14 protein-coding genes and 1 pseudogene are annotated in these 12,791 nt (G+C 39.5%); 3 read left to right on the top strand and 12 right to left on the bottom strand.

Features of this window, described 5'->3' with window-relative positions; all coding sequences use genetic code 11:
* Window positions 1-4: 4 nt before the first annotated feature.
* A complete protein-coding gene (locus KV40_RS28800) occupies window positions 5-1,312 on the bottom strand; it encodes an APC family permease (protein ID WP_036488521.1) in 1,308 nt (435 codons plus the stop codon).
* Window positions 1,313-1,795: 483 nt separating this feature from the next.
* On the opposite strand from KV40_RS28800, the gene rppA reads away from it, so the two are divergent.
* The 3 genes from rppA (at window position 1,796) to KV40_RS28780 (ending at window position 4,701) form a co-directional block, all read left to right on the top strand.
* On the top strand, window positions 1,796-2,482 hold the full coding sequence (gene rppA / locus KV40_RS28795) for a two-component system response regulator RppA (RefSeq protein WP_036488519.1): 687 nt from the start codon (window positions 1,796-1,798) through the stop codon (window positions 2,480-2,482).
* 28 nt (window positions 2,483-2,510) lie between these two features.
* Entirely contained in the window at window positions 2,511-3,857 is a 1,347-nt protein-coding gene (rppB, locus tag KV40_RS28790) for a two-component system sensor histidine kinase RppB (RefSeq protein WP_036488612.1), read from the top strand.
* A 400-nt stretch (window positions 3,858-4,257) separates the two neighbouring features.
* Window positions 4,258-4,701, top strand: a complete 444-nt coding sequence (locus tag KV40_RS28780) for a PepSY domain-containing protein (RefSeq protein ID WP_036488514.1) — start codon at window positions 4,258-4,260, stop codon at window positions 4,699-4,701.
* Between the two features lie 214 nt (window positions 4,702-4,915).
* On the opposite strand, the gene KV40_RS32755 is transcribed toward KV40_RS28780, so the two are convergent.
* The 11 genes and pseudogenes from KV40_RS32755 to KV40_RS28725 all read right to left on the bottom strand — a co-directional run bounded on the left by KV40_RS32755 (window position 4,916) and on the right by KV40_RS28725 (window position 12,433).
* The gene (locus KV40_RS32755; protein WP_052056045.1) at window positions 4,916-5,314 is read right to left on the bottom strand and encodes a hypothetical protein; all 399 of its coding nucleotides are present in this window, start codon (window positions 5,312-5,314) and stop codon (window positions 4,916-4,918) included.
* A 92-nt stretch (window positions 5,315-5,406) separates the two neighbouring features.
* A complete protein-coding gene (locus KV40_RS28770; RefSeq protein ID WP_036488511.1) occupies window positions 5,407-5,742 on the bottom strand; it encodes a hypothetical protein in 336 nt (111 codons plus the stop codon).
* Between the two features lie 112 nt (window positions 5,743-5,854).
* A complete protein-coding gene (locus KV40_RS28765) occupies window positions 5,855-6,625 on the bottom strand; it encodes a membrane protein (RefSeq protein ID WP_036488509.1) in 771 nt (256 codons plus the stop codon).
* Window positions 6,626-6,664: 39 nt separating this feature from the next.
* Entirely contained in the window at window positions 6,665-7,405 is a 741-nt protein-coding gene (locus tag KV40_RS28760) for a membrane protein (RefSeq protein WP_036488506.1), read from the bottom strand.
* Window positions 7,406-7,553: 148 nt separating this feature from the next.
* Window positions 7,554-7,793: a hypothetical protein gene (locus KV40_RS28755; protein ID WP_036488504.1), complete on the bottom strand. Its 240-nt coding sequence runs from the start codon at window positions 7,791-7,793 to the stop codon at window positions 7,554-7,556.
* A gap of 101 nt (window positions 7,794-7,894) precedes the next feature.
* Window positions 7,895-8,583: pseudogene (locus KV40_RS28750) on the bottom strand (phosphatase PAP2 family protein).
* A gap of 251 nt (window positions 8,584-8,834) precedes the next feature.
* Window positions 8,835-9,035, bottom strand: coding sequence for a hypothetical protein (locus KV40_RS28745; RefSeq protein WP_036488501.1), 201 nt, complete (start codon window positions 9,033-9,035; stop codon window positions 8,835-8,837).
* 75 nt (window positions 9,036-9,110) lie between these two features.
* Window positions 9,111-10,367: a cell wall metabolism sensor histidine kinase WalK gene (locus tag KV40_RS28740; RefSeq protein WP_036488499.1), complete on the bottom strand. Its 1,257-nt coding sequence runs from the start codon at window positions 10,365-10,367 to the stop codon at window positions 9,111-9,113.
* A 12-nt stretch (window positions 10,368-10,379) separates the two neighbouring features.
* Window positions 10,380-11,060 (bottom strand): response regulator transcription factor, encoded by a 681-nt coding sequence (locus KV40_RS28735; RefSeq protein ID WP_036488497.1) that lies wholly within the window; start codon window positions 11,058-11,060, stop codon window positions 10,380-10,382.
* A 25-nt stretch (window positions 11,061-11,085) separates the two neighbouring features.
* Window positions 11,086-11,475, bottom strand: coding sequence for a YkvA family protein (locus KV40_RS28730; protein ID WP_216595760.1), 390 nt, complete (start codon window positions 11,473-11,475; stop codon window positions 11,086-11,088).
* A gap of 55 nt (window positions 11,476-11,530) precedes the next feature.
* Entirely contained in the window at window positions 11,531-12,433 is a 903-nt protein-coding gene (locus tag KV40_RS28725) for a metallophosphoesterase (protein ID WP_072013935.1), read from the bottom strand.
* Window positions 12,434-12,791: the final 358 nt, after the last annotated feature.

Below are 12,791 nucleotides of genomic sequence, written 5' to 3'. Positions count from 1 at the left end.
ACAATTATTCCCGATCCATCTGATGATTTTTAAGGAAAAATCGCTCGCCTAGAAATGTCAGTAGCAAACCTATAGCTGCAATTACCAGCAGCATAGGATCGGAACTTCCTTTTAAAATCGTTATTGCACCAAGAACAATAATATCGAGAACCAGAGCGGTCATAACGATCGCGCCATTAGCATTAATATCGTTCTTTTGATTGCGAAAAACACCCCAATGTATAGCTATATCGACCAACAAGTAGAAAATAGCTCCTAAAGAAGCAATTCGCGTAAGATCGAAAAACGCAGCCAAAGCTGCTGCCAAAACAACAGTGTAAACTAAAGTATGTTTTTGGATATCCCCAGGCATCCCAAAATGGCGATGGGGAATAATTTCCATCTCGCTTAACATCGCCAACATTCGCGACACGGCAAAGACACTAGCAATAATACCTGAAGCGGTGGCAATTATAGCGATTGCTACTGTAAACCAGACACCATACTGACCCAATGCGGGTTTTGCCGCCTGTGCCAAGGCGAAGTTTTTGGCTTCAACAATTCGAGCTAAAGGCAAACTAGAAGCTACGGCGAAAGCTACTAGCAAGTAGACTACTACACAGATTGCTAATGAAGCAATAATGGCTCGACCCACATTTTTTTCGGGGTTTTTCACTTCACCGCCACTATTAGTAATAGTTGTAAATCCCTTATAAGCCAAAATAGCGATCGCTACGCCTGCCATGAAACCACTACCTGGAATTGCTTCACTAGAACCAGCCCCGAAATCGGGTTTGAACAAAAATCCAGCAGCCCACAAAGTTACGGCAGCAAAAACAATAATTCCGCCAATTTTCAAAAATGCAGTAACTTGAGAAAGTGAACCAATTACTTTGTTGCCTGAAATATTAATCAGAAAGGCTACTGCAATCAAACCTACTGCCAAGATTGGCACCCAATAGTTATTTTCTCCGACGTTAAAAAGCTGTAGCGTATAAGTACCAAAAGTGCGCCCTACCAGACTCTCATTGATAATCATGGAAAAAGCCATCAACAAAGCGCAAACTCCAGTCATAGTGCTACGACCATAAGCTTTTTTCAGATACATGGCAATGCCCCCTGCCGATGGGTAAGCGTTGGACATTTTAATGTAGGAATAGGCACTAAACCCGCTAATAATTGCAGCAGCTAAAAAAGCTAAGGGAAATAAGGCACCTGCGAGTTCTGCTACCTGTCCAGTCAGAGCAAAGATGCCCGCGCCAATCATAACTCCAGTTCCCATAGCAATAGCACCGAGCAAAGAAAGGCTTCCCGATTTATATTCGTTTTTCATACTATTCAAGATTTTTGTTGGGATGAATTTAGTTAGCTTCTCAAGCGGACGTTAAGTTACGAACGAAAATGCCCGAATTGAAAAGCTAAACAGTTTTGACTTCAAGATATATAAATTATTCGAGATAAAACCGACTAAGATCGCCTCGAATACCGAAAATTGGTTCAAAAAGATCGAACAATTAGAATAATTCAACGCTAAAGCAGAGAACAAGAATCGCAATCTTTCCCAGACGAATGCGATCTATTATCATTCTCAAGTAACAAATTAATATTCTAATTTGGTTCTACTCAATCAGAATTTTAGCAGATTAGGAATCATCTAAGATCGAATAGAATATTTTTCGCATATATCAAATTTCTACGTACAGATAAACGTTAATTTATACTATGGCTGCCACGTAATTTCATCCTGATTTAACAATTTTGTGTCAATAATAAAACGATTAGTATTTGCCAGAGAATCATCAACCGCACAGCGATCGTGAGAATATTACTAGTTGAAGATGAACCAGATTTAGGGGCTGCGATTAAGCAGAGTTTAAACCACAACAATCATGTTGTAGATTGGGCTGTAGATGGGCATGATGCTTGGGATTACTTTAAATTAAAAGAATACGAGCTAGGAATTTTTGATTGGCTATTACCTGGAATATCGGGACTAGAGTTGATTAAGCGAATTAGGCAACAACAAAAACCTCTACCCATATTAATGCTGACTGCAAAAGACAATATGGAGGATAAAATAGCTGGCTTAGATGCAGGGGCAGATGATTATCTAGTTAAACCTTTTGATATGCCCGAACTACTAGCACGACTGAGAGCTTTACAAAGAAGAACTCCCCAGTTACAGCCCCGACGATTACGAGTAGGCGATCTTAGTTTGGACTACAATACTAATACCTTTTGGATTCTTGGAGCAGCAAAAGAAAAGCAAATCTTGCTAACCAAAAAGGAATTTCAGCTATTAGAGTATTTTATGCAGCACCCCAACCAAATCGTTACTAGCGATCGACTTCTAGATCGACTATGGGAATTTGGTGCCGAACCTCCTAGTAATGTAGTAGCCGCGCAGATTAGCTTACTACGACGCAAACTTAGTAAGTATGGTTGCGATAATATGTTGGAAACTGTTTATGGTTTGGGATATCGCTTTCAGCACCAAACATAATTGGATCTTTACAGCTAATAAGTTAAATGTGAAGCATAATCAACTCTTTGCGCGATCGCGCTGGCGACTGGCTAGCTGGTATGGAGCAATCCTAAGTATAGTCTTATTTATATGTGCTTTAGGATTTTATGAAGCAGTCGCCCACGCCCATCGCATTACCATCAACCAAGAATTAGAATCGGTAGCAGGAACTCTTCACGATAGTCTGCTACCCGTTCTCGAACAGCCAGGGCAAATAGAACCTGAAGTAAAAGAGCTACTACCCAATACCTGCCTTGTCGAAACAGGCTGTTATAATCCAGATCGCTTTCAATCGTTGCGATTGGGGGTAATTGGGCAAGATAAATATTATTTGCGCCTCTTCGATCTAAGTGAAAATTTGGTGGCAGTGGCAGGGATGCAGCCCGAATTACCTAAAGTGTCTAATCAACAGGAGTGGGAAACTCCGATCGATTCTCAAGGAACTCGCTATCGGCAAATTTCTTTTCTCTTACACACTCAAAATGGTAAAAACTGGGGTTATCTTCAAGTCGGTAGAAGTCTCCAGGATTTTGATACCTATGTTGCTAATGTCAAATGGGTATTGTTATTAGGAGTACCTTTAGTGGTGTTACTGGTAGCAGGTGCTAGCTGGTGGTTGTCGGGATTAGCCATACGCCCTATTTGCCAGTCCTATCAGCAGATGCAGCAGTTTACCGCCGATGCTGCCCACGAACTCAGAACCCCTCTAGCAGCCATTCAAGCAACGGCTCAGTCGGATCTGATGTTGCCTAATTTATCTGAAAATAAAGCCAAGGATACTCTAAAAAGTATCGTCAGACAGAACAAGCGGTTATCTCATTTAGTGGCAGATCTATTAATCCTGTGTCGTATCGATGGTGAAATAAATAACAATACTTCTAATAAAAAGAGAGAAAAAATTGCTCTGGCAAACTTGGTTATAGAAGTGGAAGAAGATTTAGCAGCTTTGGCAATGGCTTCGGAGATCGAGCTTAGTTCCCAGATAAAAGTATCTCAGCCTGTAGAAGTAATTGGCGATCGCCAACAGCTATATCGTTTGATTACTAATCTGGTAACAAACGCGATTCAATACACCCCAGCAGGGGAAAAAGTAACATTAAGTATGATAGAAGAACACAATGAAGTGGTAATTAATGTCCGAGATACAGGCATTGGCATTGCTAAAGGCGACCAAAAGCGTATCTTTGACCGTTTTTATCGCGTAGATAAGGCTCGTTCTAGAAGTAAGGGTGGCTCTGGGTTAGGGTTAGCTATTGCCAAAGCGATCTCCATAGCCCACAATGGCAGTCTGGAAGTGCAGAGTGAGATTGGGAAAGGAAGTAATTTCATATTGAGATTGCCCAAATTTAGTTAAGGAGCGATTAGCCAAATAATGATAATCAAATATATAGGAAATTTAAAGTTATTTTTGTGATGCAATATTACTGATTGGTTATCTTCTGTTACGTCTAATAGATTGGTATCACATCACATACCATGTATTTTGATATCAAATCACCAACTATCAATCTATTTAAACTTTCATTTGGAGATTCAAGCGTCAACTTTCTGGAGTGGGATTTAGACTTTTTTTTAGGAGAAAGTTTAGAGATGATTATTGGTGCGATTCGCACTACTTTTTTTTTTAAGATGACCTTATTAAATAGAAATATTTTTAAAACCTTCAATTAGACAATAATCAAAATTCTTGTAAAGTTTCTGACAATTACTTTTTATTCTAAAAATGTAAATCAAAAACGATCGAGAATTAAACAATGAATAATTCAATTAAAACTTTATTAGCCATTCTACTATTGGGAACTTTAGGTGCTGGAGGTATAGCCGCTGTCGCTCAAGCTAATTCAAGCGTTCGCGCACGTCGAGTTTTTATCGCCCAGAAAGTTGAAGATGAAACCGAAATAAATGAAGAACGAGAAACCGAAGCAGCCCACTTACAGCCCTTGGCTAAAATTACTCCAGACCAGGCAAAAGAGTCTGCTTTGCAAGTTCAGGATGGAAAAGTTACCGAACTGGAACTAGAAGCTGAAAATGGCAGCTTAGTCTATGAAGTTACCATTGATAAAACTGAGGTATTTGTGGATGCTGGCAATGGCAATATTCTCTACACTCAAGGGGTCAACGAAAAAGTAGATGAGGCTACCGAACAAGCTAGACCTCGTAGCAGCATTCAAGTTCCCAATGATGAGAATTACCAATAAACAAAAGCTAGAAAGAGAATCGTCGTCTTGCCAAACAACATTTAATTTATCTAGCTCAGAATTACCCGAATATATTTCGGCAATAATTGAACTATACCTTAAATATCGACAATTAGGAGGTAGAATTAATACCGTTAATTGTTGATACTTTTCTGTTAAAAATCATACAAAATCTTGTAATCTATGTCAATCATTAGTTCTCTAAGTAGATAAGTTATCTATCAGATTGAGCTAAGTCTTTCAGGGCAACATTAACCTGATGCATATATCCCGAATTGTTAATGATGTCTGGGGAGAGTCTATGAGCGGCGATCGCACTGTTTACAATATCGTTAGCAGTTAGTTCTCCTTCTCGAATCTCATTCATAAAAGTATTGTAGCTAGCAATTCCTTGGTCTTTAAAAGCACCGCGATATGCCGACTCAACGAGATTGGTTGGTGAAATTTGGTTAATACTGCTTTGCTCTGGGTTAACTAAAGTATAATCTTCTTTTTGGTTATTAGAAGTAACTGCGTTAGCCGAAGCTGGAAAAACATTTAATAGTGGAATAGCAGCTGCGATAGCTGTAGCACAAATACCAGAAACAAATAGTTTTACTTTTGAGCTTTTCATGGTCTTGACTCCCGTATTTAAATAAATTGTTTTTTTTGGAGTATAAAAATATTCTAGAAATCAAATGTCAGGAAGTTTGCAAGGTTATTTAGTTATTTTTCTCTGAGTCTCAATTGAGACTCAACGACATTGAGATAGCCTCGATCCTGTAAAGTTCGAGCGGGAATCAGATGAGCATCAATACCTGCTCGAACCAAACTTTTAGCAGTCACCCGATCCAGCATATACTGAGTTTTCAAAGCTCCATATCCAGGAATACCTTGACTTTCCAAACGTCCAGCTTGCGCCTGGGATACTAATACAAAAGGCATAACGGAACGTTCGACCCTAACTGACTCTTTTGCCCGTGCCAAAGCAGGCAAGCTAGTAGATAAAGTAAGAGCTGTAATTGAGATAGTAGAAATTAGTTTGACGATGGAGTTTTTCATAGCAATTGTAATTTCTATAGCTTTTCATGCTTAAACTCTAAAAAACAAACGTCAGAAACTTTGCAAGAAATATCGTGAGTTTAAAATCGTCGCTTGTTTGACTTAACAAACTTTAGTGACGCAATTTTTTTCGGTTTTTTCTTTCATTTCTCTCTGAAAAGTAGAGGATAACCATCAATAAAAAAAAAGCGATCGCCGAAGATAATCCTCTTGACAGAGATAGACCACCTTTTTCAAGGGGCTTAGTAAGAAAATCGCCAAAAGTTGCTCCAAAAGGTCTGGTAAATATGAATGCTAGCCAAAATAAGAGAATATCGTTCAGCTCGGTTAAATAGTGCAGAGCGATGACAACACCAATTACACCAGCCGTTAATAATGCTCCTTGTATGTAGCTAAGACCCATATTATCTGTTAGAAAGTCACCAAAAGCCGTACCCAAACTGTTGGAAAAAACGATCGCTAGCCAATAAGTAGTCTCAGCGTCTTTCCTAATTATTGGATAAACGCTCAAGTCGCGGTCGCGATAGTACCAAATGGTTAAAACTCCTAGAAGACAAGCTACTAAAACTAGAGAACCTATTGCATAGCCTAGTCCCAAAGAGCGATCCATCAAGTCTGAAACTTCTGTTCCTGCGGTAGTTGTAGCGATAATGGCTAACCAATAAAGGGCTGGGCGATATCGGTCTGCGTTAATTTGAAATAACAGCAGAATAGCTAATATGGCAAAGGTTATAGCAAACCCCACATAATAACCTAGTCCCAGTGACATTGAGATAAAATCACCTGCCGTTTCCCCAAGAGTGGTGGCAATGATTTTCATGAGCCAAAAGAAAATAGTGACTTTGGCTACTTTGTTCCTACCTCGATCTATGTTCTTATTCATGGCTTTAATTAATTTAAAAATCTGCTGGTTCGATCGCAATTAAGCTCTTTTCTTTTGCTTAAGGCTTAAGTAGGCAATTAAGATGGCGATCGTAGTAGTAAAGACAATCGTAGTTCCTACCGTCCCAAAACCCAGCCCACCATTTTTAACAGGTTGCGAGAGTAAATCCCCCATAGATGCTCCTAGTGGACGAGTTAAAATATACGCCAGCCAAAAGGTTAGGACTGCATCCATGCCAAAGCGATAATAGCCAATCGTTATAATCACAATTACCGTGCCAAATAGCAGTGCCGACACTCCGTAACCCAGATTTAATCTCTCTGCAAGTAAGTCTCCTGCTGCCGTACCCAAGGCAAACGTCAGTAGAATAGCTGCCCAATAAAACAGTTCTCTTTTGGTTGTTTTAATCGAGTGCATTGCCAACGTACCTTCGCTTCCGTACCAACAGGCAAAAACTGCCAATAAGCCAATAGTAAAGATTATGGTAATCGAGACTAAACTAACTCCCATCTCATCTACCAAGCGATCGGTAATTAAGGTGCCAACAATACTGACTAAAACCACCACAGCCCAGTAACTTACGGGAACATATCGTTTGAGCCTAAACTGGTTGAAAAGGACAATTAGCAACAACCCACCTATAATATAGGATGTAGCCGCCAAACCAAAATTGAGGGTAAATGCCAAAAAATCAGCTGCGGTTTCACCAACGGTAGTTGCCATAATCTTAATAATCCAGAAATAAAGGGTCACTTCTGGAACTCTATTCAACATCTTCATAACCTTTCTGTCTCCTAAAGTTTCGATTGAGAAAGTAGGAGTAGTCAAAAAAAGTCCAGAATGTGTGCTTATTCCAAGAATTTCTCGGCTACAGCATACAGCAACTAACCTTCTACTTCCTACATCAGCTAATTAGCAGATAAAAGAGCTAATTTAGTTCGGCTTCTAAAGCATTATTCATCTCTCCATCCCCATCACTTGCTGCCGCTATTCGAGCTTGCACGAAAGCAACACCCAAACTTTTTTGGGCAGAATTTTGAGTACTCTTAAGTCTTGGAAAAATATTAGAAGCGGTTTGAGAGCTTGTTGTAGATGCTGCTGCAAATTTAGCTAAGCTTGTGGTAGTAATTAAACACGTAGTTAAAAAAACTTTCTTAGAAATGTTCATCGGTGCCTAAATTTGTGTCGGACACCTTACTTTAAAAAGCAACTGTCAGGAACTTGGCAAGATTTTTTTCTATTTTGTGCGATCGATAAAGTAATGAACGATTATTTAGCTTTCTGTAGCTTCAGCATGGTAATACAGAAAGTAACCCATAAAAATCCCACACCATAACCAGCGATTATATCTGTCGGCCAGTGGACACCCAAGTAAAGCCGACTCAAACCGATCGCAGCGATTAGTATTGCAGCTATTAAATAGAAAACTCTAGCATATTGCGGAAAGTAATTTCCTAGCAAATAAGCTAAAAACCCATACAGCACCATAGAACCCAAAGCATGACCGCTAGATAACTGTAAGAGGTTTCAGAGATTAGTAATTTCCAAAGTTGAGGACGGGGTTTGCTAAAAGCTAACTTTAAACCGTAGCTGAGAACTGCTCCTCCCAAACAGTTAAGCAAGAAAATCTTAGCCTCTTGATAATATCGTCGCCACCACAGTATTCCCAAGGTCACTAAAGTAATCGCTACCACTGTACTGGGATTGCCCAAGCGAGTGACATTCAGCATTATCTTATCCAATGTGGGATTGGCAAACTGATGTATCCAGAGCAAAATGGCTTTATCAAAACTAAAAGCTTCCCGTTCTAATACTTCTTCAGAGAGCTTGGCTAATGTATAAATAATTGCCAAGCAGATTAATAGTCCTACCGTACCTATTGTGGTAATTAAAGTAACTATTCTGGGATTAACTTTTTGAAGCCAAAAATTAGCTAGTCTGCGTAGCCATGGTTGCATAATTAAAGTTACTAGAGTTTTAACGAGGTAATTCTACAGCACAAGCTTGAAAAATTAGCTCGATTTAGCGACGATTTTGAATAAAATTAAACACCAATGAGAGAATTATGGTTAGCAATAAACTCCCAATAATCGAAATGTGCATTTGAAAAAAAGCATTTAGGACAAGTAGCACGAGTACGAAGATTCCTAGTTGCCAGATTAAATCTTTTCTCATGATGAAATACTGTTACTTTTCTAACAGATTAACTTTAGGCAGAACGTCTCAAATCATAGATAACTTTATCGAGATACCAGCTTTGAGAATGACCTGGATGCTTGATTTTTTCTAGATTAATTAATCTTTGAGCCGTATCTTTTTGTCCGTGAACCAGTGTAAAAAGTTCGCGCTGTAGTTGTGAAAGAACACTTGCTTGTCGATAATTTTGATACCAACGATTGAAAATATTCATAAATTTCTGTTGAATTTGTTTATGATTCAACTTTAAGCAACGATGGTCAGAAACTTTGCAAGATTTAGGCTAATTCTACAAGCGTTTAGATTCTGTAGCTGTTGGCAAGCGCACGTCAAAACAGCTACCAACATTTGGTTGACTGGTAACGGTAATTGTACCTTTGTGTCTTTCGACGATCGCCTTGGTAATTGCTAATCCCAATCCCGAACCGCCTTCGTAATATGAGCGAGAGCGATCGGCACGCCAAAGGCGATCGAATATTCGGTCGAGATGTTTGCTATCGATGCCAATCCCCGTATCTTCGATTGTCACTAAAAGTTCTCGACCGAGACGCTTGCTACTTACCTCTACTTCTCCCCCAACAGGAGTATATTGAATCGCGTTTTGAATCAAATTGGTAAAGGCTCTTATCAATTTTGCTTCATCTCCGTTCAACCATAAGCCAATTGCAATCTCAGCTTTGAGTTCGATCTGTTTAGTTTGTGCCTGGGGTTTGTATAGTTTAATCAAGTCTGTTAGTAGAGTCGTGAGATTAATTCTTTCAAATTCAAAACTGGAAACTCGATCGGTGCAGGCTAAAAGCAATAAATCTTCTGTTAGTTGCGACATTTGCTCTGTTGCCATGGCGATCGCCTGAAATTTCTCCTCATCCCCAGGGCGGATTCCTTCAGGATAGGTCAAAGCTACTTCCGCATTGGTGCTAATTGCCATCAGGGGACTTCGCAGTTCGTGAGAGGCATCGGCAGTAAACTGTTTGAGGCGATTGAAACTTTCCTCAATGGGCTGCATTGCTTGACTGTTAAGCCAACCACTACCCAAGCTACTGAGAACTATAGCTACGATTGCACCTACAGCTAACCCCACATCCAGCTTGGCGATCGTTTCATCTATTTCTTCTAAAGATTGAGTGGCACGAAGATAACCGATTAGCTGCCGATTATTCTTATCAAAAATTGGCAAGGTTATAACTTCAAGCCCTTTTTCATCTATTTGACTACGAACGGTTGGTTCTGCTGCTAAAGGTAGAGTAGAAATATAGCGAGTGCTGCCTTGCTGTTCTAATAGTTCTCCTTTGGGATCGAACCACTGAAAAGCTTGTTGAGCTTCTTCTAATAATTGTGGGGAAAACTCCATCTCCCACTCAAACTCTCCCTCATCCATCTCTGCACTACCTGCCGTATTAAGAGCGATCGCCATCAGTCGTTCATTTGCTTGCTGTTTTAGGTTACTAATAAAAACTAGCCGTACCGCAAAAGCCGATCCCAGCAAAACTAAACCTAAAACCAGTAAGTTGGATAGAAATAGACGGTAGCGAATCTTTCGGAACATAATTACAATTGGCTAATTTTCTAATGAACCCAAACGATAGCCAACACCATAAACTGTTTCGATTAAATTATTTCTACTTCCTGCTGCTTTTAGTTTCTGACGCAGGTTAGTAATATGAGTCTTGATCGTGCCTTCTCCCGATGATTTGTCAAACTCCCAAAGCTTATCGAGAATAGCGGTGCGGGTTAAAATCTGTTTGGGATGGCGTAAAAAGTATTCGAGTATTAGGTATTCTTTGGGAGTAAGTGAGAGCAAATTACTGTCATATGTTACTTCTCCCGTACTGGGATTGAGTTGGAGTTGCTGATAACTGAGAATTTTCGGTTTGAGTTCGTGGCATCTGCGGGATAAAGCCCTAATTCTGGCAGCTAATTCTTTGAGTTTAAATGGTTTGACTAAATAGTCATCTGCTCCTGCATCTAAGCCAATTACCTTATCATCGGTAGTATCTTTAGCAGTGAGCATCAATATTAAAGCTTTTGATTTAGCTTCTCGCAATCGCTTACACAGGGTAATGCCATCTAATTTAGGTAGCATCAAATCTAACAAAATTAGATCGAATTCAGCCCCTTGAGCATATTCCCATCCTTCAATACCATCTCTAGCTATTTCTACTACGTGATGTTCGTTTTTTAAACCTTCTGCTAGCGGTTTGGCAATGCGATCGTCATCTTCTACTAACAAAATTTTCATAATTTTACTTTCTCTTGTAAAAATTTTAGCGAATCAAACTGTGTATCCAAAAAGCCAGAATAACTCCTGCAATCGACCAAATAGCAATAATTATTACTGATGCATTCCAACTTTGAAGTTGATTTTTATCTGAGGCAACTGTCGCTTCTGCTTGACGACGACAATCATCCATAATCTCTGTGGGAATTAATTTGATGAGCAATACAATTACCAATGGCAGTAAGATTAAATCGTCCAACAGTCCTAACACTGGGATGAAATCAGGAATTAGATCGATGGGACTAAGGGCATAGGCGATTGCGCAACTAGCTATAAATTTTACATACCAAGGAGTTCTCGCGTCTTTACAAGCAAGATTTAGAACATAGGTTTCTTGTTTGAGTTCCCTGGCTTTTTGTCGCCACTGTTTCATCATGCAGCTACTATAAAATACTGGTTAATTCGATTATTTTATAATTGGTGAAAGTGCCTCAGCTTGCTAGCGAGCGAGATATGACTCCGCGATCGAATATTTGTCCATTCGTACCTACTCCTAAAATTTCTAGTCTATCTGAATGTACTTCAACAACAGCGAAACCCAATCTAGACAAGGAATAAGCCGTCCAATCTGACTCTCCAACATCTCTTAGTTTTGCACCATTACCGCAGGTCAGATATGTCGTACCTTCAATTGGTTTAGTTCTCTCATAGTGATGTTCGTGTCCGTTAAGATAAAGTTGAACTCCGTAGCGAGAAAACAGAGGCGTGAGACGCTCTATCAGTTCATGGTTGACTCCATATTTCCCAGAAGAATACATTTGATGATGTCCAAATACTACTTTCCAAGGCTTTTGAGATTTTGCTAGTTTTTTTTCTAACCATGTCAACTGTTCCGACCAGGGAGCTTCGGGGTTGGTATCGAGGGCAAAAAATTGTACGTTACCCCGTTCAAAAGTGTAATAGCGACCATCCATATTAAATTCCGCGTAGCGAATTTGATCCTCGCCGTTTTTGGTTTCTATGTCATGATTGCCAATAGCAGCATAAAACTTAACTTTTTGTTCTCTTAGCTCTCTATAGGGGATTTCAAAGGTATCCTCTATTTTTTCAATTTCACCATGCTCGTAAATATTATCTCCTAGTAGCAGTACCGCAGGAAAAGGATTTGCTGCAAAAAAACAACTCATCGTCTTAGCCACACCATATTGTCGATTATCCCCAGTTCCTACATCCCCTACTGCGACAAAGCTTGATAATAAATTTGTCGATCTGCTCTTAAATCTAGGACAGGTTTTGTATTCAAGCGGATATTGAATTGATAAATAGGTATGACCGCCCAAAGCTAACCAAAGTCCGCCCAATCCCCCAAGTGCCAGTAACTTTCTTCGTTTCAACAGTCTCGTTTCTCTTGTTCGACAGTAAAGCGATCGTAGAATAGAGGGAAAGTGTCAAGAACTTTGCAAGATTGTTTGGTATCGGTTACTCGATTTTTTGGGGTTTTATCCAACTGCATTCTGTAAACGCACAATAGTATTAAGTTCGGCTTATTTGATTTTTGCCGATTCAGCTTCTCCTTTAATTGTGGAAAAAATCAAAGCTCTATAACTGCCATAATCGCATTTTCAGTAAAGCTGACGATACTCAAAAAGGCTTTAGAATTTTACCGCCGACGTAAGCATATTTAAACGCTAGCTTATTAATATAGACGGCTTTTATTACCGAGATACTGCCACTGACACCGATAAACAGAAA

The organism is Myxosarcina sp. GI1, from assembly GCF_000756305.1.
Classification (GTDB): domain Bacteria; phylum Cyanobacteriota; class Cyanobacteriia; order Cyanobacteriales; family Xenococcaceae; genus Myxosarcina.
Note: the sequence above shows the minus strand (reverse complement) of the source record. Positions and strands in the feature narration are given on the sequence as shown.

Coding starts and splice junctions, on each gene's coding strand:
- KV40_RS28765 (WP_036488509.1), bottom strand. CDS start 6,625: ATGAATAAGAACATAGATCGAGGTAGGAACAAAGTAGCCAAAGTCACT.
- KV40_RS28730 (WP_216595760.1), bottom strand. CDS start 11,475: ATGATGAAACAGTGGCGACAAAAAGCCAGGGAACTCAAACAAGAAACC.
- KV40_RS28745 (WP_036488501.1), bottom strand. CDS start 9,035: ATGAATATTTTCAATCGTTGGTATCAAAATTATCGACAAGCAAGTGTT.
- KV40_RS28780 (WP_036488514.1), top strand. CDS start 4,258: ATGAATAATTCAATTAAAACTTTATTAGCCATTCTACTATTGGGAACT.
- KV40_RS28740 (WP_036488499.1), bottom strand. CDS start 10,367: ATGTTCCGAAAGATTCGCTACCGTCTATTTCTATCCAACTTACTGGTT.
- KV40_RS32755 (WP_052056045.1), bottom strand. CDS start 5,314: ATGAAAAGCTCAAAAGTAAAACTATTTGTTTCTGGTATTTGTGCTACA.
- KV40_RS28735 (WP_036488497.1), bottom strand. CDS start 11,060: ATGAAAATTTTGTTAGTAGAAGATGACGATCGCATTGCCAAACCGCTA.
- KV40_RS28760 (WP_036488506.1), bottom strand. CDS start 7,405: ATGAAGATGTTGAATAGAGTTCCAGAAGTGACCCTTTATTTCTGGATT.
- KV40_RS28800 (WP_036488521.1), bottom strand. CDS start 1,312: ATGAAAAACGAATATAAATCGGGAAGCCTTTCTTTGCTCGGTGCTATT.
- KV40_RS28755 (WP_036488504.1), bottom strand. CDS start 7,793: ATGAACATTTCTAAGAAAGTTTTTTTAACTACGTGTTTAATTACTACC.
- KV40_RS28770 (WP_036488511.1), bottom strand. CDS start 5,742: ATGAAAAACTCCATCGTCAAACTAATTTCTACTATCTCAATTACAGCT.